The organism is Belnapia sp., from assembly GCF_059504005.1.
Genome location: NZ_JCACHU010000150.1, coordinates 1 through 25,234, shown reverse-complemented (window position 1 = coordinate 25,234; position 25,234 = coordinate 1). Strand labels below are relative to the sequence as shown.

24 protein-coding genes and 3 pseudogenes are annotated in these 25,234 nt (G+C 67.5%); 15 read left to right on the top strand and 12 right to left on the bottom strand.

The features are described from left to right. Positions 1–134: 134 nt before the first annotated feature. Complete coding sequence (locus tag AC5JJ1_RS21660) at positions 135–1,130, bottom strand: catalase family peroxidase (RefSeq protein ID WP_495787186.1); 996 nt, start codon at positions 1,128–1,130, stop codon at positions 135–137. Here AC5JJ1_RS21660 and AC5JJ1_RS21655 point away from each other — a divergent pair. From AC5JJ1_RS21655 to AC5JJ1_RS21625, 7 genes are all read left to right on the top strand, one after another. Further along, positions 1,121–1,528, top strand: coding sequence for a hypothetical protein (locus AC5JJ1_RS21655; RefSeq protein WP_495787185.1), 408 nt, complete (start codon positions 1,121–1,123; stop codon positions 1,526–1,528). The two genes, AC5JJ1_RS21660 and AC5JJ1_RS21655, sit on opposite strands and share 10 nt — an antisense overlap. After that, entirely contained in the window at positions 1,525–1,986 is a 462-nt protein-coding gene (locus AC5JJ1_RS21650) for a deoxycytidylate deaminase (RefSeq protein ID WP_495787184.1), read from the top strand. The genes AC5JJ1_RS21655 and AC5JJ1_RS21650 overlap by 4 nt, the downstream gene beginning before the upstream one ends. 581 nt (positions 1,987–2,567) lie before the next feature. Next, positions 2,568–3,713 carry a DUF808 domain-containing protein gene (locus AC5JJ1_RS21645; protein WP_495787183.1) on the top strand — a complete coding sequence of 382 codons (1,146 nt, stop codon included), beginning with the start codon at positions 2,568–2,570 and terminating at the stop codon, positions 3,711–3,713. A gap of 329 nt (positions 3,714–4,042) precedes the next feature. After that, on the top strand, positions 4,043–5,188 hold the full coding sequence (locus AC5JJ1_RS21640; RefSeq protein WP_495787182.1) for a TRAP transporter substrate-binding protein: 1,146 nt from the start codon (positions 4,043–4,045) through the stop codon (positions 5,186–5,188). A gap of 68 nt (positions 5,189–5,256) precedes the next feature. Continuing rightward, on the top strand, positions 5,257–5,904 hold the full coding sequence (locus tag AC5JJ1_RS21635; RefSeq protein ID WP_495787181.1) for a TRAP transporter small permease subunit: 648 nt from the start codon (positions 5,257–5,259) through the stop codon (positions 5,902–5,904). Between the two features lie 5 nt (positions 5,905–5,909). Then, the gene (locus AC5JJ1_RS21630; RefSeq protein ID WP_495787180.1) at positions 5,910–7,316 is read left to right on the top strand and encodes a TRAP transporter large permease; all 1,407 of its coding nucleotides are present in this window, start codon (positions 5,910–5,912) and stop codon (positions 7,314–7,316) included. A gap of 4 nt (positions 7,317–7,320) precedes the next feature. After that, positions 7,321–8,028: a hypothetical protein gene (locus tag AC5JJ1_RS21625; protein WP_495787179.1), complete on the top strand. Its 708-nt coding sequence runs from the start codon at positions 7,321–7,323 to the stop codon at positions 8,026–8,028. A 193-nt stretch (positions 8,029–8,221) separates the two neighbouring features. Here the strand turns inward: AC5JJ1_RS21625 and AC5JJ1_RS21620 are convergent, their stop codons facing one another. From AC5JJ1_RS21620 to AC5JJ1_RS21590, 7 genes are all read right to left on the bottom strand, one after another. Beyond that, positions 8,222–8,806 (bottom strand): DUF1989 domain-containing protein, encoded by a 585-nt coding sequence (locus AC5JJ1_RS21620; protein ID WP_495787178.1) that lies wholly within the window; start codon positions 8,804–8,806, stop codon positions 8,222–8,224. A 60-nt stretch (positions 8,807–8,866) separates the two neighbouring features. Continuing rightward, complete coding sequence (locus AC5JJ1_RS21615; RefSeq protein ID WP_495787177.1) at positions 8,867–9,082, bottom strand: hypothetical protein; 216 nt, start codon at positions 9,080–9,082, stop codon at positions 8,867–8,869. A 415-nt stretch (positions 9,083–9,497) separates the two neighbouring features. Next, entirely contained in the window at positions 9,498–10,346 is an 849-nt protein-coding gene (locus AC5JJ1_RS21610) for a sensor histidine kinase (protein ID WP_495787176.1), read from the bottom strand. Positions 10,347–10,501: 155 nt separating this feature from the next. Beyond that, entirely contained in the window at positions 10,502–10,939 is a 438-nt protein-coding gene (gene arsC, locus AC5JJ1_RS21605; protein ID WP_495787247.1) for an arsenate reductase (glutaredoxin), read from the bottom strand. Between the two features lie 252 nt (positions 10,940–11,191). Then, positions 11,192–12,253 (bottom strand): fatty acid desaturase family protein, encoded by a 1,062-nt coding sequence (locus AC5JJ1_RS21600; protein WP_495787175.1) that lies wholly within the window; start codon positions 12,251–12,253, stop codon positions 11,192–11,194. A gap of 150 nt (positions 12,254–12,403) precedes the next feature. Next, positions 12,404–13,315: a YsnF/AvaK domain-containing protein gene (locus AC5JJ1_RS21595; protein ID WP_495787174.1), complete on the bottom strand. Its 912-nt coding sequence runs from the start codon at positions 13,313–13,315 to the stop codon at positions 12,404–12,406. After that, the gene (locus tag AC5JJ1_RS21590; RefSeq protein WP_495787173.1) at positions 13,312–13,767 is read right to left on the bottom strand and encodes a YsnF/AvaK domain-containing protein; all 456 of its coding nucleotides are present in this window, start codon (positions 13,765–13,767) and stop codon (positions 13,312–13,314) included. Before AC5JJ1_RS21590 ends, AC5JJ1_RS21595 begins: the two co-directional genes overlap by 4 nt. 212 nt (positions 13,768–13,979) lie before the next feature. On the opposite strand from AC5JJ1_RS21590, the gene AC5JJ1_RS21585 reads away from it, so the two are divergent. The 3 genes from AC5JJ1_RS21585 to AC5JJ1_RS21575 all read left to right on the top strand — a co-directional run bounded on the left by AC5JJ1_RS21585 (position 13,980) and on the right by AC5JJ1_RS21575 (position 15,806). Beyond that, positions 13,980–14,543: a hypothetical protein gene (locus AC5JJ1_RS21585; RefSeq protein ID WP_495787172.1), complete on the top strand. Its 564-nt coding sequence runs from the start codon at positions 13,980–13,982 to the stop codon at positions 14,541–14,543. Positions 14,544–14,616: 73 nt separating this feature from the next. Next, positions 14,617–14,793 carry a hypothetical protein gene (locus AC5JJ1_RS21580; RefSeq protein WP_495787171.1) on the top strand — a complete coding sequence of 59 codons (177 nt, stop codon included), beginning with the start codon at positions 14,617–14,619 and terminating at the stop codon, positions 14,791–14,793. 74 nt (positions 14,794–14,867) lie between these two features. Then, entirely contained in the window at positions 14,868–15,806 is a 939-nt protein-coding gene (locus tag AC5JJ1_RS21575; protein ID WP_495787170.1) for a LysR family transcriptional regulator, read from the top strand. Here AC5JJ1_RS21575 and AC5JJ1_RS21570 read toward each other — a convergent pair. Both AC5JJ1_RS21570 and AC5JJ1_RS21565 read right to left on the bottom strand, forming a co-directional pair. Further along, positions 15,803–16,255 (bottom strand): OsmC family protein, encoded by a 453-nt coding sequence (locus AC5JJ1_RS21570; protein ID WP_495787169.1) that lies wholly within the window; start codon positions 16,253–16,255, stop codon positions 15,803–15,805. The genes AC5JJ1_RS21575 and AC5JJ1_RS21570 overlap by 4 nt on opposite strands. 171 nt (positions 16,256–16,426) lie before the next feature. Next, positions 16,427–16,795, bottom strand: coding sequence for a hypothetical protein (locus tag AC5JJ1_RS21565; RefSeq protein ID WP_495787168.1), 369 nt, complete (start codon positions 16,793–16,795; stop codon positions 16,427–16,429). 375 nt (positions 16,796–17,170) lie between these two features. Between AC5JJ1_RS21565 and AC5JJ1_RS21560 the strand changes: the two genes are divergently transcribed. From AC5JJ1_RS21560 to AC5JJ1_RS21545, 4 genes and pseudogenes are all read left to right on the top strand, one after another. Beyond that, a complete protein-coding gene (locus AC5JJ1_RS21560; protein ID WP_495787167.1) occupies positions 17,171–17,425 on the top strand; it encodes a hypothetical protein in 255 nt (84 codons plus the stop codon). Between the two features lie 348 nt (positions 17,426–17,773). Next, positions 17,774–18,586, top strand: coding sequence for a hypothetical protein (locus tag AC5JJ1_RS21555; protein ID WP_495787166.1), 813 nt, complete (start codon positions 17,774–17,776; stop codon positions 18,584–18,586). Between the two features lie 462 nt (positions 18,587–19,048). Beyond that, a pseudogene (locus tag AC5JJ1_RS21550) lies at positions 19,049–19,405 on the top strand (PAS domain-containing protein); the annotation flags it as partial. Positions 19,406–19,460: 55 nt separating this feature from the next. Continuing rightward, positions 19,461–20,366 (top strand): annotated as a pseudogene (locus tag AC5JJ1_RS21545) (IS30 family transposase); the annotation flags it as partial. Between the two features lie 259 nt (positions 20,367–20,625). Here the strand turns inward: AC5JJ1_RS21545 and AC5JJ1_RS21540 are convergent. Beyond that, positions 20,626–22,887 (bottom strand): Calx-beta domain-containing protein, encoded by a 2,262-nt coding sequence (locus AC5JJ1_RS21540; protein ID WP_495787165.1) that lies wholly within the window; start codon positions 22,885–22,887, stop codon positions 20,626–20,628. A gap of 435 nt (positions 22,888–23,322) precedes the next feature. Continuing rightward, a complete protein-coding gene (locus tag AC5JJ1_RS21535) occupies positions 23,323–23,904 on the bottom strand; it encodes a hypothetical protein (protein WP_495787164.1) in 582 nt (193 codons plus the stop codon). 387 nt (positions 23,905–24,291) lie between these two features. Between AC5JJ1_RS21535 and AC5JJ1_RS21530 the strand changes: the two are divergent. Beyond that, a pseudogene (locus AC5JJ1_RS21530) lies at positions 24,292–25,234 on the top strand (IS3 family transposase); the annotation flags it as partial.

Genomic DNA, 25,234 nt, shown 5'->3' with positions numbered 1-25,234 from the left:
GCCGAAACGGCGACCGACGCCGTCAGCCCACCGGCTGCCGCGCTGACGGACACAACGCCCGGCATGGCGCCTGGTGCCGCCGTCGCCATGAGGAGCCGGCCACGGACATCGCGGCCTTCGCCTGTGGCTTGTCGCTACTGAGGCTGCGTCCGCTTCGAAAGCGACACCGCATAGGGCGCCGGTCGGGCACGGAGCGTCGGATCGTCGCTGAACTCGACGCCGGGCGAATTGGCCAGTGCCAGGAAGCTGATCCGGTCGCAGGCGCCGCCCGGCCCAGCGGCGACCTCGGTGACCGTCAGCCGGCCTACGGTTACGCGCTGCCGGTCGTCGGGCCATGCTGTGGTCGGGTCGTTCAGGTCGTCTCCGGCCTGCGGGAAGATCAACATCATGTCGAAAGCGGCAGGCGCCTGGGCGACCCGGCCCCGCAGTTCCTCGGCCAGGAAGTCGGCGGGCAGGCTGCGCATCTGCTCGTCGCTGAGGCGCTGCGTTCCGGCGACAGGCTCAAATACCCAGCGCGCCGGGCGGACCTCCCCATCGGCGCCGCGGAAGTGGAAGGTGTTGACGCCCCAGTAGGGCGTCGTTGCCCAGCTCGCCGGCGGGGCGTTGGCGGCGAGCCACCTCCCCTGCAGCGTGGTCTTCGGGTTGGCGGCGACGAATGCGTCGATTGCCGCCTGGTTCGGCCGCCCGGTGGCTGGGTCGGGCCTGCGCACGCGAAGACCCTCGACCAATGCCTCGGGCGTCGGTGCCCCGAAGATGGGAACGGAGATGTTGGCCATGTCCCAGGGCGTGCCGTTGGGCACCTGGAAGCGGATCGAGAGGCTGCGGGTGCTGCGGCTGGTGTCGGCGGCGGTGGGACCACCGCCGACCCCGAAGCGGAGGATGGTCGGAACGCGTTGCCCGCTGAAGGCCGGCGAGACCGACAGCCGCGCCCCCTCGGCGGTGCCCTCGAAGTAGCCGGCGGCGCAGGTACCCTTGGGGTGGCTCGGGCGATGGGTCCGGATCGGTCCCAGGACGCCCTCAAACGCTTCGATCACCTGCGTCGGGGTCGGTGTCTGGGCAGTGGCCGGAAGGGCAACCCCGAGGCCAAGGAGGAGGGTTGCGATCGGCGCGGCACGCAGGGATGCAGGCATGGGCTTTCCTCCTCATTGGCGATGCGCCGCCGGATGATGTGACCATTGCCGTCGTTTGCGCAACGTGGCACCGGAAGCATCGGTCTACCCGCGGGATCAAGGTCGAGGCGGCGGAAAGCGCCGTTCGGCTGTTGTCAGCGCCGCTCCTGTCACCGGCTGGGGGCCTCGGGAGGCGGTTCGGCGCCGCGGCGGAGTGGCTCGCTGCGGTAGCGCTGCACGCGCTGGCCATACCCCGCGGGTCGGTGGATGTCGCCGTCGAGGTTCAAGGCTTCGAGTCCATCCTCAATGACTTGAGGCCGCGGCTGCGCTTCGGCGAGACCACCACCCGACAGCAGGGCCGTCGACAACCTCTGACCTCGAACCGGCAAGCCGTTTGTGCCATTGTGGCCGGGAAATGATCAATGCACACATCTCCGCTCGTTGGGACGCTCGGTTTCTGGCACTGGCAACGCATATCGCGGACTGGTCCAAGCACCGCACGACGAAGGTCGGCTGCGTCGTGGTTGACGACGACCGACGGATCCGGGTTACCGGTTACAATGGGTTCCCGCGCGGAGTGACCGACCTTCCGGAGCGTCTCGCCCATCGTCCGACCAAGCTGCTCCTCTCCGTGCATGCCGAGGCCAACGCCGTCGCCACGGCCGCGCGCTCGGGTGTCTCGCTCGCCGGTTGTACGGCCTACATCACCCATCCGCCATGCGCGGCCTGTGCTGCCTCCCTGATCCAGGCGGGGATCCAGCGCGTCGTGTTCAAGGGACAGTTGCGGGCCGATTGGGCAGACAGCGAGGCGGCAGGACGTCTCCTCATGGACGAGGCCGGCGTGGCCTGGCAGCACGGGACGACGCCCGAAACCTAAGGACAGGAACCCGTGTCAAGGCGCCCGTCCATGGCCGTTGCCCGCTGCGGCCTCTGACCGCTGGTCATCACCGCAGCATTGTCAGGGGCGTGTTCCGCGGACCAGGGGCGGCGCTCTCGACCCGCGAGCACCTGCGGCGAACTGCCCTCGGCGGTAATGACGATCGTCGGGATCGCGCTGTTTTTCCGGCCGGCGCAGGCCGTGTTTCGGTCCGGCGGGGAAGTGCTGCACCCACGCTCTTGACGCACGCTGCAGCGCGATGACCTGGACGCCGTGCATTGCAAGGCCTGCGGCCAGCTATGGCGATGTTGACCAGCTTGGCTGAGGCGCCGGCCCACCCTCAACCGTTGCGAGAAAATCCGGGTCGAATACCTCATTTATGGGTGATGTGGCGGAACATCTATCGATGAGGCGACCCAACCACGGCACCGTCGACAATTGGCCGTGCCGCCCGGCAGGAGGAGGCGCCGCCTTGCTGGGAACCGGAGGAATTTTCCTCCGCCCTTGCAACGCATCCGCTTCCGGTGCTTTGCGCAGATGATGAAGAGCTGTTCATCTGCGGCGAACCGAGGGATGCCTCCGTGAGCGTTGGGCTGATCGCATTGCTGGACGACGTGACGGCCCTGGCCAAGGTTGCGGCTGCGTCGCTGGACGATGTCGCGGCCCAGTCCGCCAGAGCCGGCACCAAGGCGCTCGGCGTCGTCATCGACGATGCGGCGGTGACGCCCCGCTATGTCGTCGGCTTCGCTGCCAAGCGGGAGTTGCCGATCGTCGGACAGATCGCGCTCGGCTCGCTGAAGAACAAGCTGCTGTACCTGCTGCCCGGGTCACTGGCGCTGAGCTGGCTTGCGCCCTGGATCATCACGCCGCTGTTGATGCTGGGCGGTGCCTACCTTTGCTACGAGGGTTTCGAAAAGGTGCTGCAGGCGCTGCGGCCTCATGCAGCCGAGCATCATGGAGAAAGAGTCAGCGCCGCCCAGCAGGACCTGCAAGCGCTCGAGCAGCAGCGGGTGCGCAGCGCCATTCATACGGACTTCATTCTCTCAGCCGAGATCATGGCGCTGACCCTGGCCGGGCTTTCGGGAGAGTCCACGGTGGCGCAGGCCGTGATATTGGCGGTCGTCGGCATCGGCGTGACGCTGCTGGTCTATGGCGCGGTGGCATTGATCGTGAAGGCCGACGATTTGGGCGTCTCGCTGGCGGTCAATGAGCGCCCGGTCTCCACCCTGCTGGGTCTTCGCGGAAGCGGGGGGATGATCCCGCAGAAGGCCGCCCCGGCGCCCGATGTGGTCGGCCGGCGCGCCGTGCTGCCTGCCGCCATCCCAATGATCGATGCTCCGGCCGAGGCGCCGACCGGTGCCGACCGGGCGCTGCGCCCGGTGACCCAGGCGCTCGGTCGCGGGCTGGTGGCTGGCATGCCACATTTCCTGCGCGTCCTTGCGATCATAGGCACCGCTGCGATGCTCTGGGTCGGCGGTGGCATCGTGCTCCATGGCCTGGAGGAATTCGGCGTCACCGCGCCCGGCCATCTGGTGCACGACCTGGCGCATTGGGCGGGCAAGCTGCTGCCGGCGATGTCCGGCGCTGTGTCCTGGCTGGTAACCGCCCTAGTCTCCGGCGTGCTGGGCCTGGCGGTGGGCGCCTTGACCGTCCCGCTCGCCGGATACGTGCTGGCGCCAGCGGCAGGGCTCGTGAGGGGGCTGTTCCGCACCAGGAAGGCAGCTTGATGGGAGGCCTTGGGGCAGCCGAAGCGGAGGCGTGCTGCCCGCCGCTCCATTCGTGGAGCAAGGGAGACCGCGGTGGCGTTCACCAACAGCCACCCGTCCCGGGGCAGGACCGGTCGGACGCTGCCTGGGCTCGTCTGCCTAACAGCCGTGCGATCGCGGGAGCCGGAAAGGTGTCTCGGGCCGCATGGAGGAGGCCGATGCCACGCCGGATCCGTCGGCCGTACAACCCCAGGACGGCATTGCGGTCGGGTTTCCGGCAGGTTATCTAGAACGATGGAGCAATGGCGCCCAGGCACTTCAAATCTGGCGCCTTTCCGCAGGGAGAAGACATGTCCAATACCGAGACATCGGTCCCGGGGCGCCGTGGCCTGCTGAAGGTCGCCGCGATCGGCGCCACTGGGACCGCCGTACTGGCCACGCCCAATGTCAGCCGCGCCCAGACCGTGACGCTGCGCTTCCAGTCCACTTGGCCGCAGCGCGATATCTTCCACGAATTCGCCCAGGATTACGTCAACCGCGTCAACGCCATGGCGGGCGGCCGGCTGCGGCTGGAATTGCTGGCGGCCGGCGCGGTGGTCGGCGCCTTCCAGCTGCTGGACGCGGTCTCGGCCGGGACGCTCGATGGCGGGCATGGCGTCTGCGCCTATTGGTTCGGCAAGAACAAGGCCTTCAGCCTGTTCGGCACCGCGCCGCCCTGGTTCGGCGATGCCAACCAGCTGCTCGGCTGGTTCTACCAGGGCGGGGGAGAGGCGCTGTACCGCGAGCTCACCCAGGACGTGCTGAAGGTGAACACCGTCGGCTTCCTGTCCGGCCCGATCCCGACCCAGCCGCTCGGCTGGTTCAAGACCCCGATCGAGCGGGCGGACCAGATCCGCGGCCTGAAATACCGCACCGTGGGCCTGGCCGCCGACGTGATGAACGAGATGGGCGCCGCCGTCGTCTCCTTGCCGGGCGGGGAGATCGTTCCGGCTCTGGAGCGTGGGGTGATCGACGGGGCGGAGTTCAGCAACCCCTCCTCCGACCGCGTCCTCGGCTTCCCCGACGTGGCCAAGACCTACATGATCCAGAGCTACCACCAGCGGGTGGAGAGCTTCGAGATCCTGTTCAACAAGACCAAGTATGACAGCCTGCCGGACGAGCTGAAGGCGGTGATCCGTCACGGCGCCGAATCCGCCTCGGCCGAGATGAGCTGGAAGCTGCAGGACCGCTTCTCGCGCGACCTCCAGGCCATGGCGCAGCAGCAGGGGGTGAACGTCCGGCCGACGCCGCGCCCGGTCCTGGATGCCCAGCTCCAGGCCTGGGACCGGGTGATCGCCAGGCTGGAGGCCGATAATTCCTCCCCGGTCAATGGTCCGCTGTTCAAGAAGATCTGCGACAGCCAGCGCGACTGGTGCCGGCGCGTGGGCAATTTCTTCCTGCGCTACGAAGCCAGCCCGGTGATCTCCTACAACCACTTCTTCGCCCGCCAGGGCTGAACGCGCCAAGCCAGCCCGCTGCCCGGCACTGCCGGGCAGCGGGTTTCGTTCGCATTGGGGGAACGCGCATGCAGCGCCTGCTGCTCGGCATCGACCGGCTCAGCACCTTCGTCGGCCAGACCTTCGCCTGGACAATCCTCGTGCTGACCGGCGTCGTGGTCTACGAGGTCTTCGTCCGCTACGTCTTCCGTGCCCCGACCACCTGGGGCTACGACGTATCCTACATGCTCTACGGCACGCTGTTCATGATGGCGGGCGCCTATGCGCTGTCGCGCAACGGGCATGTGCGCGGCGATTTCCTGTACCGCAACTTCAGCCCGCGCACCCAGGCCTGGTTCGACCTGGTGCTGTTCATCCTGTTCTTCTTCCCGGCGATTTTCGCCTTCATGATCTCCGGCTGGCATTTCTTCGCCGAGAGTTTCCGGCAGAACGAGCGCAGCATGTTCTCCCCGACCGGGCCCGTGATCTGGCCCTTCAAGCTGCTGATTCCGGTGGTCGGCGTGCTGCTGCTGCTGCAGGGGCTGGTCGAGGTGGTGCGCTGCATCCAATGCATCCGCAGCGGCGTCTGGCCGCAGCGCCTCTCGGACGTGGAAGAGCTGGAGCAGCAGATCCTGGCGGCCGCCGCCGAGAAGGACCCCGAGCTTCTGGCACGCGAGATGGCCGCGAGCGGACGAATCCCCGGCGAACGCGCCGCCGACGAACACACCGGACGATAACCCCCATGACCGATGGCGTGTTGGGCCTCACCCAGCTTTTCCTGTTCCTGTTCTTCATCATGCTCGGCTTTCCCATCGCCTTCACCCTGATGGCGATGGGCCTGATCTTCGGCTATCTCGGGATGCAGGAACGCATCTTCGACCTGCTGGTGCAGCGCACCTACGCCATCATGGCGAATGACGTGTTGATCAGCGTGCCGCTCTTCGTCTTCATGGGCTACATCATCGAGCGGGCGAACATCCTCGATCGGTTGTTCCGGAGCCTGCAGATGGCCTCCGGCAACATCCCCGGCAGCCTGGCGGTGGCGACGCTCGCGACCTGCGCGCTCTTCGCCACGGCAACCGGCATCGTAGGCGCGGTGGTGACCCTGATGGGGCTGCTCGCGCTGCCGCCGATGCTCCGCGCGGGCTATGACGTGAAGCTGGCGACCGGCGTCATCGCCGCAGGCGGCTGCCTCGGCATCCTGATCCCGCCCTCGATCATGCTGATCCTGTTCGGCGCCACCGCGGGCGTGTCGGTCGTGCAGCTCTATGCCGCGGCCTTCATCCCGGGGGTGATGCTGGCCGGCCTCTACGTTCTCTATGCGATGGGCATCGCCGTCGTGAAGCCCGGCGTCGCGCCGCGGCTGCCGCGCGAGGAGGTGGCGGTGCCGTTGACCACCATCCTGTGGTCGCTGGTGACCTCCTTCCTGCCGCTGGCGCTGCTGATCGCCCTGGTGCTGGGCTGCATCCTGCTCGGCCTCGCCACGCCGTCGGAAGCGGCGGCGATGGGTTCGCTCGGCGCCATCATACTGGCCGTGATCTATCGCAGCTTCACCTGGGGCAAGCTCAAGGAAAGCGTGTTCCTCACCGCCCGCACCTCGGCCATGGTGTGCTGGCTCTTCGTCGGCTCGGCGATATTCTCCTCGGTCTTCGGCTATCTCGGCGGCCAGCAGCTGGTGGAGGATTTCTTCAAGTCGCTGCCGCTGAACCAGTTCACCTTCATGGTCCTGGCGCAGTTGCTGATCTTCATCCTCGGCTGGCCGCTGGAGTGGACCGAGATCATCGTCATCTTCGTGCCGATCTTCCTGCCGCTGCTGGATGATTTCGGCGTGGACCCGCTGTTCTTCGGGGTGATGATCGCGCTGAACCTGCAGACCAGCTTCCTCTCGCCACCCGTCGCCATGGCGGCCTTCTACCTGAAAGGCGTGGCGCCGAAGCATGTGCGGCTGGAGCAGATCTTCGCCGGCTGCATGCCGTTCATCTACATCGTGGTGCTCTGCATGATCTTGGTTTACGTCTTCCCCGGACTGGTGACCTGGCTGCCGGAACAGCTCTATGGCAATGCCGGCGGTGCCCCGGCGATCAACATGGACGCGCCACCGCCAGGGGGGTTCGCCGAAGAGGAGATCGCCCTGCCGCCGGCGCGCTAGGCCCATGCGGGACGCGGCGCGGCGGCAGGCGGCAGCCTGCCTGGCTGGGGCCTTCGAGACCGGCAATCCCTTGGCTGCGCTGCCGGACACCCTCATGCCGGCCAGCCCTGCGGAGGGCGATGAGCTGGCGGCCCAGATGCTGGAGGAGCTGGGCCTCGCCACCTGCGGGATCCGCCTGGCGGTGGGACCGGACGGGGTGCGGCTCGCCGGACCGATGCTGGAGGGGCGGCTGCTGCCCGACGGCGCCAGCCTGCCCCTGGCCGCATTGCGCCATGCGCGGGCCAGCGCGGCCCTTGTCGCGGTCCTGGCCGAAGCATTGCCCGAGCATGGACACGGGCTTCCGGCCTTCGCTGCGGTGCATCCGGCCATCGACGTGACGGGCAGCCGCTTCCGCGACCCGCCGGTTGGCCCAGGCCTGCTGGCGGCCGATCTGTGCGGCCTCGGTCATGTCGCGGTTGGCCGTGGCGGCGCCCTGCCGGCAGGCAGCGTCGCCGTCACCCTGGCCGAAGCGAGGCGGCGGCCGCGCGGACCCGCCGTCAACCTGCGGGCGGCGCTGGCGCTGGCCGCGGATGCGGCCCGGCAGTCGGGCGGGCTGCCGGCCGGGGCGGTGCTCGTGGTGAACGGGCTCTCGCCTGCGGTGGCGCCGGAGGCAGGGCTGAGCTTGGCGGCCAGCTTCGCCGGACTCGGCCGGGTCAAGCTAGGCTTCGCCTGAGGCTCCTACCGGCTCGAGGCCGGGCGCAGGGGTGCCGCCTGGGCGAGGCTGAGGCTTCCGGTCGCCGCCTGGGGCGCACGCGCTGTCGCTGGACGGCGTCAGGTGGCGGCGGTCGAAGCGGGAGCCGGCGCCGGCGCCGGCGCCCAAGCAGGCAATCGGCATGTGGTTGCGACAATGAAAAAGCCCACACCGCTCAGGTGATCTGCACCCGGATCGGCGTCGGGTCGTAGCCGTTGCAGGGATTGTTCACCTGCGGGCAGTTGGAGATCACGGCGAGCGCATCCATCTCCGCCCGCAACGCCACTTCGCAGCCTGGCGGGGAGACCCCGTGCGCAATCGCGGCGGCGCCGTCGGTCTCGACCGGCACGCGCATGAAGAAATTCACGTTGGGCACGATGTCTCGCCGGCCCAGGCCATGGCGGGCCAGAGCCTGAAGGAAGTTCTCGCGGCAGCCCGGGCAGTCCCTCACGCCGTAGAGCATGAGGTTGGATGGCGCGCTGCAACATCCGCCGATCGTGTCATGGCCGCCGAACTGGTCCTCGACGATGGTGAAGATCGGACGCGCGATGTCCGAATAGAGAACGTGTCCGGCCGTCAGGAAGATCGTGCCGGCCGCCTTCATGGTGTTGGGCGCGTGGTACCGCTCGTCAGGCGCCGCCGCGTTGTAGCAGAGGAAGTCGACAGCCTGCCGCCCGTGCAAGTCGGTGATGCGTAGGGTGCGGCCGCGGGGTACGATGCTACACCAAGGCGCGCCCGCAGGCACGATCTCATCCAGCATCGATTGCGCTCCGGCTGCCCCACAACGCTGGCGTCCAGTGTCAGACTGAATGCGGGTCGGTCATTGCTCATGGTCCCCGGGACTGCCCTCGTCCTTTGAGTCCCGATCCACCTGCGCCGCAGCGGCTTCCGTCGCGGCGCGGTCGTCGCCACCGTAGCCTGCCTTGGGTACCGCGTCGCCGGCTTCGCCCGCGTCGCTGGCTTTAGGGGCTCCCTGGCCCTTCTCCTCCTCCGTCCAACCGGGCTCCCCAGTACCCTTCTGCTTGTCGTCCGGCATTTTCGACTCCTTGGGCTGGAGATCGAAAGGTCAAACGCCGGTAACAGTTCCGGCGTGCCGTGCTGTCGGGCACATTGCGGGAGCGGAACTGCAACCTCCAAACCCGATGCGACCTGGGCGACAGGATCAAAGGGGCTCTGCGACATGCTCGACGGGTCACTGATCCCAGACCCGAAAACCCTGCAGTTTCAATGCGGCAAGGCCTGGCAGCTGGATCCGTGTGCTCTTGGGATCCGAAGTGAAGAGCCGGCTCCGTTCCACCGATGCATGACCAGGGTGGTCCCGAAACCCCGGGCCGAACCTGCGCCTGCATGCGCCAGGTCAACGGAGGAAGACAGGTTGTGAGGAGGCCGACGGGAGCAGCGTTGAGAACCGGGGGCGAACACTCTCTGAACCGGCAGCCTGCATGCGGGCGTTAGGCACTCCGATGGCGGTTGATCGGCCAATGCGGTCCCTGCGCGGGGAGGAAGCGGATCGCCGCCTGCAAACCGGCCGGTTCGAAGTGCAGCTCGACGCTGCTGCCGGGTCCGAGGTCCATTGCGAGGCCGCGCTCCAGCAGCCGGGTGCCGAAGCCCCGCCGGTCCGGCGGTCCTACCACCGGCGGACCCTCCGCCTCTGCCCAGTGGATCGTTACAGTTTCGCCCGCTCCCGCCTCGCATCGGATCTCGACCCGCCCCTCGGAAACGGAGAGCGCACCGTACTTGGTCGCATTGGTGGCCAGCTCGTGAAAGGCGAGTACCAGCGCCTGCGCCTGTCGTGGCGGTACCATCACGCCGAGGCAACCGCCCGAGATGTTGAGCTGGACGGCCCGGCCGGTCCCCAGCCACGGCGCCAGCGCATTCCGAGCGGTGTCCTCGATGCCGGCCGGCTCCCACCCGCCCGCTGCCAGCATGTCGTGCGCCCGCGCCAAGGTCCGCAGCCGCGCTCCGAAGTGCCGGGCGAAGCGCCGAGGATCACCACCGACTCCCTTCAGCGTCTGCGCGGCAAGTCCCTGCACGGTGGCAAGGATATTCTTTACCCGGTGGTTCAGCTCGGACAACAGCAGGTTCCGATGCCGCTCGCTCTCCGCCAGTTCGGCGTTAGCCCGGCGAAGCTCCGCGTTCAGCGCCTTGGAACTGGCGAGATCCGTGCGCGCGTCGGCGAGCTCGTGCGTTCGCACCTCGGCGTTCTTTGCGGCACGGCTCTCAGCGGCGGCAAGCTCGGTCCGCAGGCGTTCGTTCTCCGCTTCCAGCTCTGCCTCGTGCCGGCTTGATCTCGCCGTCATGCTCGCTCAAGGCCCTGGGGGTGACGTCGGCAACGGAACCTCATCCCGGCCCGCTATGAAGGCGCGTTTCCCCCGCGGCCCGCACGGACGGGGTGGTGCTCGGTGCCGCCGAGTCAGTGCATATGCCAGCGCGACTGGCCCTGTCCGGGATGCGCTCAATCCAAAGCAGTCCGATCAACGCGTCTTCCCTGGTCATCAATAACAGGCGCACCATTTTCCTTGCGGAAGGCGCCCTCTTGCGAGGCGGGCAGGATGTTCAAGACCGTCTCCGATGGCCGGCACAGCCGCACGCCAAGCGGGCTGACCACGATCGGGCGGTTCATCAGAACGGGGTGCCGCAGCATCAGGTCGATCAGTGCGTCGTCAGCCCACTTGACGTCATCGAGACCGAACTCCTCGTACGGCGGCACTTCCTGGCGCAGCAAGTCGCGCACGGGGATGTCCATGCGCCGGAGCAAGCCTACGAACGTCTCACGCGAGGGCGGCGCCTCCAGGTACTCGATGGTCTCCGGCTCCTCGCCACTGTTGCGAATGAGCGCCAGGACGTCGCGTGACGTGGCGCAGTTCGGGTCATGGTATATTGTGATCGTCACGATGTTCCCCAATCCGGACTGCATCAAGGCAAGGACCCTGGCCCCACCGCGGGCCATCATCGCGCCGGATGTCACGTCGCGCTTTTCCCATCGGTCACTCAGGTCTGCCTCAGAGCTGTCGGTGCGTCCAGCAGGGCGGCGCAAGCCTCGCCCAAGGCTAGGCGACGTCGGAACCGGCCAGCGTGAGGGGCCGCCGCCGAGGCTGCGCTTCGGCTGAGCAAGCCTGGCCCGCCGCGAAGACCATCAAGCCCTTTATTGGGCAGCGCCCTCCTCGGCCTCCTTGAAGGTCACCATGCGGCCGGCCTCCTCGTCCCACAGCAGGTGGTCGGGCGCCGAGAAAGCCTCACGCAGCGTGACCACCCGTGCAGTGGCGAAGGCGGGGTGCGCGTCGTGGCAGGCCTCTAGCAGGTAATTCGGAATGCGAGGAGCAAGGTGGTGCACGTGATGGAAGCCGAGGCTCGCCGTCAACCAACGCAAAACCGCCGGCAGTTGCAGGTAGGAGCTCCCCGCGAGTGACGCAGCCACCCGATCCCAGGCCGCGTGGCGAGCCCAATGCACCCCGTCAAAGCGGTGCTGCACCGAGAAGAGCCACACGCCGGCGATGCTGGCCGGCACCATCACGGCGAGGATGCTTGCTGTCACCGGCCAGATGCCGAGCAGCGCCGAGAAGCCACCGTAAAAGGCGAGCAACGAAAGGTTCGTCAGGTGCACGCTGCGGTGCTCCCGGCCCCAGCCGACCGGTGCGTCATACGGGACGCGGTAGAGCACAAGGAACACCAGAGGCGGGAATACCAGAAGCATGAGCAGCGGATGACGCAGGATGCGGTAGCCACGGCGGCGCCTGCGACCCATAGCCCGGTATTCGGCAACAGTCTCGCAGGTCGAGTAGATGTCGGTGCCGCGGTCGCGGCGGTCGAGGTCGTTCCAGACCGCATGGTGCCCGGCGTGCTGCCGCCGCCAGTGCCCATAGGGCGTGAAAGTGAACAGCGAGCACAGCCGCCCAACCAGGTCGTTGGCGCGCTGCGTGCGGAACAGCGAGCCGTGCCCGCAATCATGCTGCAGAGCGAAGACGCGCACCGTCAACCCTGCCGCCGGCAGGCCTAGCGCCAGCACCCACCACCAGCCCAAGGCGAGGCCGGCCTGCATCGCCGCGAGCAGCGCCAGCAAGGGCAGGAAGGTAGTGGCGAGCTGCCACGCAGCGGTGCGCGGTACCGCTGTCTGAAAGCGCTGGGTGATCGCTCTCAGCTCTCGCAGGCCAGAGGCGGGGAGCGTGCCCTTTTGTGCGTTGCCCGCCTGGGTGATGGGGCTGGTCATCTGAGACATGGGTCGGCGACTCTCGGTCAGAACAGGCAGGGCGGTTGCGCCAGGCCGGCGCCAAGGGGCGCCACAGGCGAGGGGTGGTGGAGAGGGAGCGGCACCCGCTGGCACCGCCCCCTCCTGTCCGGTCGCGGCCGACCGCGGCGGTCAGCGACGCGGCGCGGGGTCCAGGCGGCCCGACGATGATGACGGCGCCGCGGCGGTGCCCTTGGCATTGGTCACGCGGGTATCGTCCACCTCGACCTCGGTGTGCCGGAGCGTGTCGTGCACCGTCTCGACCCGCTCCTCCGTGTCCTTCCGGACGACTATCTCCTCGGTGACGCGGGCGTCCTTGGCGATGATCGCTTCCTCGCCGGTCTCGGTCGCCTCGATCACGCGTTCGGCGAACAGTGCCTCATCGGCCGCGGTCGGGGCACGGTCCATTTGCCGACGCTCGATGTCGACATGCTCCTCGCGCAAGGACACCTGTTCCTCAACCGGCGTCTCGACCACGTAGCTGCGCACGCGCACCCGGCCGCCGCTGACCGCCCGCTTGCCGACACGCAGGGTCTCCTCGACGAGCTCGATCTTCTCGTCGTTGCTCGAAGAGCGAGATTCCACGGGTGCCGCGGCGGGCGCCGTCACGGGCACTTGCTGCGGTGCAGCCACCGCAGCGATAGCCACGGTACCGTCAGCGAGGGCCGCCGCGCCGGTGGCCTGCTGGCTGCTCAACCCCTCCGTGCGCCAGGACTGCTGGCGATCGTCGAGGTCGACCGCCCCGTGCTCCTCCAGGATGTCCATGACCCGCTCGGCGCTGCGCTGCTCTACCCGCGCAGTCAGCAGGAAGCCGCCGCGGCGGACTGCCTCGGCATAGGTCTTGTGGTCCTGGTCGGGCACGAACAGGTTTTTCAGGGAAGCAAGAAAGCCGCCTCCCTCCGCCGCGTCCGCGTCCCGGCCTGTCTCCTGGGCGGTCACCGCGATGTCGGACCGGGCGAGGCCGACTTCCGTCACCAGCCGCTCGGCCGCGGTGTCGGCATCGCCGCGCGTGTCGTAGAGGGCGGTCAGGGTCGTCTGGGTCATCCTGGGTCTCCGCCACCGTCCTCGGGACGGGTTTGAGCTTCGGGGCTGCTTGCAGGGGCAGCGGTGGACAAGCGTTCCACGCTCGCCATCTGGCGGCGCAACGGGATCGTTTCCTCGACCGTCTCGGTCGTGGCGATGCGGCGGATCCTGAGCCCCTCCTTGAGGACGGGGCGGCGCTCCACCACCAGGATTTCCTCCAGCACGGGCACGACGAGGACCGCGCCGTCTTCCTCCTCCCGCACAGCCGGTGCAGTAGCGACCTCGTGACCGAGGGCGATGCGCCCAACCTCCAAGCGCTCGCCGCGCAGCGTCTCCCGCACCAGCGCGTCCTCGGTGGCGGTCGATAGATGGACGCGGACACGCCCGGTCTCGACCAAGCGCCGCGCGATGACCAGGTGCTCCTCGACTAACGGGACCACCACCTCGGCATCGGCCTTCACGTCATCCGCCACGCTGGGACATCTCCGGTTTGGGCACGGAGCCCACGGCCCAGCCGGAGGGCCCGAATGGGCTGCTGGTCCGCCATCTGCCTCCCAAAGTGGTGGCTGGCTGGTGCCGCGGGCAGGCGGCAAAGGCGGTTAGTGCCTATGCGGAAATGCAGCGCCCCGCCCTCGGGCCGGGCAGCGTTGGGTCGCTGGGCAGTTCATCCCTGAAAGCCACACCCATGCCATCCGACACGGCCAGCACGGTCCGAGCCGCCGCTTTCCTGCCCGAAGGCGGGCCGGCCCTGCCATCCCACATCTTCTGGGGCGCCGTCATCGCCGGCAGCCTCATCGCCGCGGTGATCGCGGCCATGCTCAATATCTTCGGCGCTGCGATCGGCGCGACCGCGGTTGACGCCGTCGCCCAGGCCACACCGGGCGCCGCCCGGATGGGCATCGGCGCCGCGATCTGGCTCGTCATCGCCAGTACCCTCGCCCTCGCGGCGGGCGGCTACATCGCAGCCCGGCTGTCCGGGACGGCCAACGACACGGACGGCATCCTGCATGGCCTCGCGGTCTGGGCCGTGGCCTTCCTGGTCTCCGCCGTGCTGATCGGCAACCTGCTCGCGGGCCTGGCCTACGGCTTCCAGGGCGGTCGGCGGCGCGACAGCGGGCACCGCATCCGCTGCGGCGGTGCTCGGCGCCTGCCGCGGCCCCCGCGACCGAACTGCCCTGCTGACGCCCGGCCTGGTCCGGCGCCCGGCCTGAACCCCTGCGCGGCCGTGGCTTCCTGCGCGGGGCCATGACCGATGCAGCCTGCACGCCCCCGAACCGAAGCGGAGAAAGTGATCAGTGGACCCCAATAACCAAGACGCGGCCTTGGTCGCGCGCCTGACGCCCCGGCTGCGCGCTCTCCACGAGACGAATGGCGGCGACTGGGCGGGCACCCTGCGAGACGCCCTGGCCCTGATGCGGGAGACCCACAGGGTCGAGCCGCATGACGGCCCCGGCGCCGGTAATCCCGACACCCCCGACATTCCGCGCGAGGACGACTGAGCCGGGCGACCGAACCCGGCAGTGCTTCCGTTCGTTGCTTTCATGTCCTGCCGATGCCCGGCAGGAAGGGAGGCGTGGACGAGCCGTTGCTGGACTGGGATGACCTCCGCTTCTTCCTGGCCATCGTCCGGACCGGCAGTCTCTCGGCTGCTGCCCGGGAACTGCGCGTCACCCAGTCGACCGTCGGCCGCCGCCTCGCTTCGCTCGAGAGCGGCCTCGGCGCCCGGCTGCTCCACCGCACGCCGGACGGCTATGTCCCGACGCTGGCGGGCGAGGCGGTGCTCGGCAAGGCGGAACGCGTCGAGGCGGAAGCGCTCGCGGTGGAGCGGACGGTTGGCGGCCGCGATGCCCTGCTGGAAGGGGTAGTGCGGGTCACGACGGTGGAGACGCTCGCCAGCCACGTCTTGACGCCCGCCTTCTGCGCGCTGCAGCTCGGCAACCCGGAGATCGGCATCGAGCTGCTGGCCAATGTGCGGCACATGAGCCTCGCCATGCGGGAGGCGGATGTTGCTGTGCGTCTCACGCGCTTCGAGCAGCATGACCTCGTCGCGCGGCGGGTCGGCACTATGGCGCACGGCCTCTATGCCAGCCCTGCCTATCTGGAGCGCCATGGCCCACCGGATTTTGCGGCCGGCTGCCCGGGCCATCGGCTGGTGACCGGACTGGACGGGGCGGAGGTGCCGCAGCTTGCCAACTGGCTTGCCGAGTTCGCCCCCCGCGCGACCGCGGTACTGCGAACCGACAGTCCAGAAACCCAGTTGCAAGCCACGTTGTGCGGTCAGGGCATGACGTGCCTGCCCCGATTGCGAGGGGATGCATTGCCGGGCGGGCTGCAACGCCTTCGGCCGCCCGTGGCGCAAGCCGCGGTCGAGATCTGGCTCGCCGTGCACAAAGACAACCGCAGGATCCCGCGGATCCGGTTGGTGCTGGACGCGGTGGCGGCAGCCATCCGCGATCGTGCCGGCCAGCTGGACCCGCCGGAACTTCAGAGAGCGAGGCAGCCCCACGCTTAGCGTCCCTGTGCTTCGGCCAGGCCAACGTTCAGCACGGTCCCGTCGTGCAGAGTATTGGCGACCGGCGACCGCAAGGTTGCTCGCGTCACCAGCGCCGCCAGTGCCTCTCGCGGGACATTGGCCTCGATATGGACCGCGACGCGCACCGCCTCGAGACCGAGCAGCGCTGGTTGCACCATGTCCATCGGAGCGGCGGCGATGTCCGCCTCCAGGTCGAGCGCGAGGCTCGAGAGCGCGATGCCCCGGGCGATCGCACCGGCCCGGATACCGATGGTGAGATCGGAGCCGAGCGCGGCCAGCAGAACCTCCAGCGGCTCCGGCGCCGGGTCAGGATCGGCAATGCCGCTCGGCTCATCCACGATCAGGACCGGCAGGTCGCGGATCTGCGTGAACTGGCGGAAGCGGCTGCCCGCCACGGTTCGGGATCGGAGGGTGCGCAGCGCGCTCATGCCGCCATGCCGCGGGATCTTGGGGTCGGGATGCGCAGCACCGGTCTCCTCGCGCCTGCCGGCCGCCCAGATGAGACCCGGGCCGGCATGTAGCTGCCATATGGCGCGCCCAGGGGCCTATGGCAGCCGTGCAAAGCCGCCGACCGAGTGTGCGCGGATGCGCAGGGGCCGCTACAATGCCAGCGCCTCCGCCTCCCAGCCGCCGCGGACGAAGTCGCTGACCTCGAAGGCGCCGTCATCGGCCCAGAGCACGCTCAGCACCTTCGCGCCGGCATGCCACACATCGAGCCCGTAGGGCAGGTCCGGCTCGGTGTGCTGCCGCTGCAGGGCACGGCGGTATCCGGGAGAGGAGGCCTCTCCCGGCATGAGGTCGTTGAACGGGGTCCAGTGCTCGAACACCCACTCGTCAGTCCTGAGCGCGATCATCCGCACCCTGTCGCGTTGGACTTCGAGGGTGCCACGCTCCCGAACCAGTGGGACGAGATGGTTGCGAATCGCCAGCGCCGGACCGTCGCCGGACGAGACCACCCGAAGCGTCATGCAATCCTCCACCAAGCCGTGGTGTCGACACCAACGCGGGGGAGGCTGTGCCGCTTCCTGTGCCCGGAGGGCGTACTCGACCGGTCGCGGAACCCCCGCAATAAGCGCCAGCGTCGTCCCTGGCCTGGGGCACCGGCCGGGTATGCGGGAAGGCCGCTCCATGCGGCGTGCCATGCCATGCACCGACAGGCACACACGCTGTATTGTGATAAGGGGATAGGGCTTGTTGTCACCACATCGAGGGAGCAAGTCGCCAAGAACCTTAGGCTGCGGCTTCGTCGGCGATGCCTCCGCAGGAGGTGCACTGTTTTGCCTGGGGCGGGCTGCTCACGAACCCGAATGTTTCGGCAAACGGAGCGGCGCAGGAGCGCAATCATGCCCACCCGCACGCACACCAGCACCCTCGTGTTCCGACGCCCGTTTTCCATGAAGAGCACCGGGGGGCCGCAGCCGGCCGGCACCTACATTGTTGAGACGGAGGAGGAGCTGCTCGAGGGTCTCTCCTTTCCGGCCTATCGCCGTGTCTCGACCACGATCACGCGCCAGGCAAACGGCGCCGGAGCCCTCGTCCAGATGCTTGTCGTCGATCCGCGCGAACTGGACGAGGCGCAGGCGGCCGACCGCCGTTGAGGCACGGTTGCGGTTGCCCAGCTGGGATGACAGTGGACCTGTGGCTGGAGATGTCTCGTCATGCGCGACGACGGAACTCGATCGCCGGGTGCGGGACCGCGACCGCCCGCAGAGGGCCGGCCGGCGCCGCTCTGCCGGAGCGGCCGCCCGCGCCGCATATCCTGTCTGCAGCGGGTGAGTGAACCTGGCACCGGACGACCCACGACGAGACTGCACTTTGTGTGTTCCCCCGCGCGGAGAACCCTGCACACGACCGGCGTGGTGCCAGGGATCTTCTCGGAACCGAATGCGCAGCAGAATCTTCGGTCGGTGTCGCCAGCGATATGCCGCCGGCACGGGAGCTGCATCGTGACCATCATCGTCTCAGTGAAGATCAACGACGGCGTCGTCATGGCCGCCGATAGCGCCGGCACCATGGGCAGCGGGCAGGTGTACCTTCACGCGAACAAGATCACGAACCTCTGCGACGGCCTGCCCGTCGGGGCGATGTCCACGGGATCAGGCGGGATTGGCCGTGAGTCCGTCGAGACTTTGCTGAAGGACCTGCGGCGGCGCTTCGACGGGCGTGACACTGCATATCCGGAGTGGCGGCTGGATCCGGCGAGTTACACCATGGACGAGGTGGCAGAGCGGCTTCGTGCCTTCTTGTTCGAGGAGAAAGCCGCAGGCTGCCCGGAACCGACCAACCTCCAGCTTCGGATCTGCGGCTATTCTGCCGGTCGGCCGCTCGCCGAAGTGTGGGAGGTCAACATTGCGGAGCGCGACTGTCCCCCACCACGACGGATCATGGACGAAAACAGCTTCGGCGTGCTGTGGGACGGGCAGTACGAGGCACTCAACCGTCTGGTCCTCGGCCTCGGGTTCGACATCGGAGAAGCGCTGGTGCGGCATGGTGTGCCGCACCAGGACGCCACCCGGCTGCAGCAGGAGCTGGTCCGCGATCTCTACGCGACGCTGTCGGTCCCTGCCATGCCGATCCAGGATGCGATCGACCTTGCGCGCTTCCTGGTCGAGACGACGATCGGTTTCGTCCGGTTCGCTATCTTCTTGCCGAAGAGCGTCGGCGGCGCGATCGAGATCGCTGCCATCACCAAGCACGAAGGTTTCCGCTGGGTGCAACGGAAGAGCTTCTACCCCGCGGGGCTCCGCCAGAGCGGCTGACACGGGGCGGCAAGGGGCGGGAGCGGGCCCACCCGCGGCTTCCTTTCGGCGCCGGTGCCTCGCACATACAGGTCGAGGCGCGCCATGGCGACGGAAGCGAAGGGCTGGCGAATTGCGCCGATGGACCTTGATGGCTGGCGGATCCACAAGCTGTTGGCAAAGCTAGTGCGCTGTAGTCGGTCCCTACCACGGGACGATCTGGCAGGGCCCACCCGCCGGACGATGCGCAGCCGCACGGAGCCGAACCTCCGCCGCCAGCTAAGCGATGTCTTTCGGCTGTTTGCTGTGAGGTGTGCGGAAAGGCAGGCCAGCCCTGGCGTTGCTAGGCAGGTACCTATGGCCGCGCGGGGCAGTCTCCCGGTTGGCGGCGGGGCAAGCCCGGCAGCGGCGGAGGAGGAGCACGGTGCTTCGGAAAGCGAGCGTGGCTAGGACGGAACACGCGGCTGGCAGGAGGATTCCCTCCTGAGCCAGGGCGCCATTGACCCGATCGCCTTTCGGGCCGCGGCGGACATGACGCACACGCCGATGGTGCTGGCGGATCCCAACCGCACGGACTGTCCCGTTGTTTACTGCAACGATGCCTTCTGTGCGATGACGGGTTATGGCCGGGCAGCGACCCTTGGACGCAACTTGCGCTTCTTGCAAGGACCCGACACCGATCTGGCAGTGGTCCGGCGGATCGCTGAGGCCCTGGCCGGGCACCAGCACGTTGAGGAGGAAATCTTCAACTATCGCCGGGACGGGCAGGGAATCTGGCTGTCCGTCCACATCAGTCCGGTGTTCGATGCGGATGGTACCCTGCGCTACTTCTTCGGCAGCCAGCTCGATATCACGCACCGGCGGAAAGCCGAACGTCTTCAGGCCAGGCACATCGGACCGGTTGGCTGGGGAGATTGCTGGCCCTGGCGGAACCTCGGCTCGCGGGCCTGTTGTTTCTTGGAAAAGCCGGCGCCATGGGCGGCAGCACCGTCGCTGGGGCAAGGCCTGGAGCCCTGAGCAGATTGCCAAGCGGTTGCGGCTAGACTTTCCTGGTGACGAGACGATGCGCATCAGCCACGAGGCGATCTACCAAGCGCTGTACGTGCAAGGACGCGGCGCGCTGCGGCGGGAACTAACCGCTTGCCTGCGAACGGGACGGGCGCTGCGGATGCCACGGGCGCGCAGCCGCGGTCGGGGCAAGTCGCATGTCACGCCTGAGATCATGATCAGCGAACGTCCGGCTGAGGTGGTCGACAGGGCGGTGCCGGGCCATTGGGAAGGGCACCTGATCCTGGGGCTGGGCAGCTCGGCAATTGGCACTCTGGTCGAGCGTACGACGCGGTTCACCATGCTGCTCCATTTGCCGCGCATGCCAGGGCACGGGGAAGGCGAGCGGCTGAAGAACGGACCTGCCCTCGCGGGCCATGGCGCCGAGGCGGTATGCGGCTCCATCAAGCGCGCCATCAGGACGCTGCCCGAGCAGCTGCGTCGATCCTTGACATGGGACCAGGGTGCGGAGCTGAGCCTGCATGCGCAGCTCCGCATCGCTCCTGGCGTGCAGGTCTATTTCTGCGATCCGCACAGCCCATGGCAGCGTGGGACGAACGAGAACACAAATGGGCTGCTGCGGCAGTATTTCCCGAAGGGTACAGACCTAAGTGCGCACAGCGCAGCAGCTCTCGCAGCGGTGGCCACAACGCTCAACGGCCGACCGCGAAAGACGCTCGGGTGGCGAACACCAGCCGAGGCATTTGACGAGCTGCTGCGAGCAGCGCAGGCTGGTGTTGCGACGACTGCTTGAACCCAGGATGTTCTGCCGCTCCCCAATGGTGCAGCGCCAAACAATTCTGAAATTCCTTGCCGAGCCGCTGAAGCTCATCAGTGCTGGTAATCAGCCGATAGGCGGCGGGCACCAGAAAGCCTGGGTCAGGCGCCGGCATCCGCCCGAGTGCTGGCGTGAGACGGCGCACCAAGGCGGGCAGCCCCGCCTTGGGTGGGAGGTCGAGATCGTCTTTACCGATGACTCCACATGCTCAGGATTGACAGCACACCCCACCGACCTAAGCGAAGATCACGTCGTTGCTGATCGAGAAAGACGACACGTTTTCGAGGAAGACGTGGTCGCCGCTCGGTCCGTAGCGCACATCCATGCCGCTGACGCCGTTGGACGTGCCCGGCGCGGCCCGCACCGAGGTGCTGGAGATCGAGTTCAGCACCAGATCATCGAGACCCGGGACGAAATACTTGATCCGGTCGAAGCCGTCGAAGCGGCTGAAGACGAAATCATCCGCGCCGGTCTGCCCGGTCATCACGTCGTTGCCGCGTGCTCCGGTGATGCGATCATCGCCCAGGCTACCCGTCAGGGTGTTGGCGCCCGAGGTGCCGGTGACCACCCGGCCGTCCGTGATCGTGCCCAGGCCATCGGCATCCGCTAGCGTCGCGCCAGTCGGCGTGGTGAGCCGGAGCGTCATGGTCTCGTTGGTCTCGGCCACGGCATCGTCGTTGGTCTGCACCGTGACGACCTTGGACAACTCGCCCGGGGCAAAGCTGAGCGAGCCGGACCGCGCCGTATAGTCGGAGGCGGCGCTAGAGGCGGTGCCGCTGACCGTGCCGTAGCTAACGGTGATAGGCGTGGTCCCTGCATTGGCGGTGCTGAGGCTGACGGTGAAGTTCAACTGGCCGCCCTCGGCCACGCTGGCATCCGTCACCCGCAGCCCCGGGGTGACGAGGGGAGCGCTGTCGTCGTTGGTGATCGTGCCGGTGCCGCTGACATCCGTCAGGGTGGCGCCGCTCGGGCTCGACAGGTTCAGCGTCAGGGTCTCGTCGGGCTCGACCACAGTGTCGTTGGTGATCGCCACCGCCACCGTTTTGGTGGTCTCGCCCGGCGCGAAGCTGAGGCTGCCGGTCCCGGCCGTGTAGTCGGTCCCGGCTGCGGCGGTGCCGTTCGCCGTCGCGTAGTTGACGGTGATCGGCGAGGAGCCGGCATTGCTGGTGCTGAGCGACACGGTGAAGGTCATCGTGCCGCCAGCGACGCCTTCGCTGACCGTGACATCGTTGACGCTCATGCCAGGAGGGGGCGGCGCAACGTCGTTGTCAGTAATGCTACCAACACCCTGGTCGTCGGCCAGCGTAGCGCCGGACGGGCTGGTTAGTCGCACGGTCAGGCTCTCGGTGCTCTCGACGATGGCGTCATCTACGGTGGGGACCGAGATGGTCTTGATCGTCTCCCCCGGCGCGAAGGTGATGCTCCCGGCCGTCGCCGAATGGTCGGCGGCCGTGGCGGTGCCGTAGATGAAATCATAATTCGCCGTCACCGCACCTGCGCTGGCCGCGCTGAGCGTGACCGTGAAGGCCAGCGTTCCGCCTTCCACCACGGTGGGGGCGTCGCTGATGCTCAAGGTGGGGGTCGGTGGCGGCGGTGACGGCGCCTCCACGGGCGCGGCATAGCTCATCCAGTCGACGTGCAGGACGTTGCTGTCCCCGTTCTGCTGCGCAGCGGCCCAGGCGGGCTGCATGCCGACACCGAAGGCTGAGTTCTGGCCGCCATGGGCGAAATCCAGCGGCACATGCACGTTGGTGGAGTAAACGAGCGTGCCGTCGATGGAGAGGCTGAGCTTGCCCGGCTCCCACTTCATCGCATACTCGTGCCACTTGCTCATATCGAACTGGAAGTCGGGCAGGTACTTGTAGACATCATACCCGTCCTTGCCCGCAGCCGTCCCGTTTTCGATCTTGTAATGGACCGTCGAGTAGCCATCCGTGTCGAGCTTCGACACCTTCTCGAAGATATCGATTTCGGGTCCGGGCCATTTGTCGGTGGCGGGCCACAGCGTGGCGAAGGGTCCCGGCCCCTCGCCGGGATCGGTCTTGGCGCGGATGGTGTAGATTCCGTACCCATTCCCGGCGCTGGCACCCGTGGGAGGCACCATCATGCCGCCCTGTGCCCAGCCTGAGGCCTTCGTGCTGGTCAGCACCGCTTCGTTGACGGACTGACCGGTGGCCTCGTCGATGCCGGTCTTCAACTCGACCGTGCCCCAGCGGCGTTCCATCTTGCCGAAGGAGGAGGTGAAATCCTCCCGCCAGACCGGCGTGTACTGGGTGGTATCAGCGGTCGTGCTCGCGGTGAGGCTCATCGGCTGCACATCGGCGGTGCTGGCCATGAGGCTCATGGTCTGCACATCACCCGTGTCGGCAGTCTTCCCGCCAGGGACGTGGGCCGCCTTCACATCCTGCCCGTGGGCACTCATGATCTCGCCCCGGCCCGGGTTACCCGGCCTCAAGGCTGCAAAATGGGCATCTAAGGGCATGTTGGGTGGCGGCATGAAGACTTCCCCTAATCTCGTAGCTGGAACGACTGTCCCCTCTGTGATGGTCTTCTGAGGATGCAAAGCTGTCGTCAAGAATTCTTGTTTATGTGCGCGTTTTTGGACGGGAACTTGCGGCTCCCAACCCACATTTATCGGCTAATTGTGGATGAAACTCAGTGAATATAAGCGCACAGGTTGGGCTAGAGGTTAGGGCTGGCGGCAGTCTAATAAACTCACCGTCCCTATTGCGCCTGCGATGGTGGGGCACAGGCGGCGAATGCAAGGTCAGGTGCTTGCTTGGTGGTGCCACCTATAAGCTTCTTGCTCCGTCGCGTGCGGACGATTGTAGCAATCACGCTCGGGAGCCGCCGTCCGCCTTCGGCCTAGTTTAGAGGCGCGCGTGCAAGCGACGGCGGGCGACAACTGGTAGGTACAGCATCGGGGAAACCCTCATAACGGCGACGAGGTCGGCCGACTGCTCGGGCGGTTCGTTGGCCCACGATGGACAGCCGCTCGGCTTCGCGCCTCCCTTCCGCTGCAGGATCGCCTGTTTCGGTCTATTATGCCTTTCGCAAGATGGATGCTACCCTGGGCGCGGCGCCCAGCAGGTGACCGGCTGTGGGCAGCTTCCAACCGAAGGGTCGAGCCAATCTCGTAATTCTCCATCTCAGCGCGTTTCAGCGCCATCCCAAGCTTGAAGAAAGCTTTGCTACCTTCACCCGGCAGACAGGACCGCCACTCGTCGATGGCTCGCTCGACCTTTTCCTGGCGGCGGGCATCAGCCCGTTCTTGTTCGCCGTCCATTAGCTCCTCCCGCATGGCCTGCATGGAAGGGCTCAACACGATGATGGGCTGCGGCTGCACCGCCTGCCGGGCAGCAGGCTGAGCCCGCTCCACCTCAACTTCGCGGTCGGCCGTGATTGGCCGGTTGATGGCAGCCTCTACATTAAGTGACGACCGTTGCTCACCAGCAAAGTTGAGAAAGAAGCTTGCCTCGTCACCTACCGCTGCCCGGCAGGGTAGGTAGAACATGCTGGCAGCGTTGAACTTGGACTGGTCGAGGCCGTGGACGCCCCGGACATTCTTCCGGCCTTTACTGACCTACTCAGCCGAAACCCAGCCGGCATTTTCCGTCACCCGTACGAGGTCACCTAGAACCAGCCCGTGGATGTCACGGGCCATCGCCATGTCGGTAGGTATGAAGGCGCGCCAGCGCGGTGCCGCCAGGGTGGAGCTATGGGTATTGAAAGCTGCGATACGGTACCCTGCCAAGGTCCGCCACTCTCGCCGCCACGGCCTTGCCGCACCGGCCTCTCGCCACCCTCACTCGCAGGCGTTGTGCGCCAGGGATCGGTTTGACCCGCCCCCGTAGAAGTGGTCCGCCGGTAAGGTAGTCCGGCGGCTGCGGAGGGGTCTGGGATGGCGCGGAAGAAGGCGCATACGCCGGAGGAGATTGTTGCCAAGCTCCGGCAGGTCGAGGTCCTCATAGGTCAGGGCAAGTCGGCGGCCGAGGCGGTGCGGTCGATCGGGGTGACGGAGCCGACCTTGCGCCGGACCAGGGAGGAGGATCAGGATCACCCTGCACCCGCCCTCAGTTAGAGAACGTACTACCGCTGGCGGACCGAGTTTTGCGGCCTGAAGCTGGACCAAGTGCGGCGGCTGAGGGAGCTCGAGCGGGAGAACGCGCGGCTTCGGAAGGCGGTGTCGGACCTGACGCTTGAGAAGGTCATCCTGAAGGGTGCGGGGCATTGCCCCGCACCATCGGGAAAGTGGTGAGCCCGGCGCGGCGGCGGGCCTGCGTCGAGCATGTCGTGCGCGAGCTCGGCGTGTCGCAGCGAAAGGCCTGCGCGGTGCTGGGGCAGCACAGGTCGACGCAGCGGAAGGCGGCGCGTGCGCCGGACGACGAAGCGGCGCTGACGGTGGACATTGTCGAGCTGGCGAAGCGCTACGGTCGGTATGGCTACCGGCGGATCACGGCGCTGCTGCGGGATGCTGGCTGGGCGGTGAACCGCAAGCGGGTGGAGCGGATCTGGCGGCGCGAGGGGCTGACGGTGCCGCAGCGCCAGCCGAAGCGCGGCAGGCTGTGGCTGGCGGACGGCTCCTGTATTCGGCTGCGGCCGGAGCGGGCCAACCATGTCTGGGCCTACGACTTCGTCGAGGACCGGACCCGGGACGGACGGAAGATCCGGATGCTCTGCGTGGTGGACGAGTTCACGCGAGAGGCGCTGGCGATCCGCGTGGCGCGGAAGCTCTCCTCGTCGGACGTCATCGACACATTGGCCGACCTGTTCATCGCTCGTGATGCGCCTGTAGGAGGACATGGGAGTCTCGGGCTTAGGCGACATCCAGATTTACGAGGTGG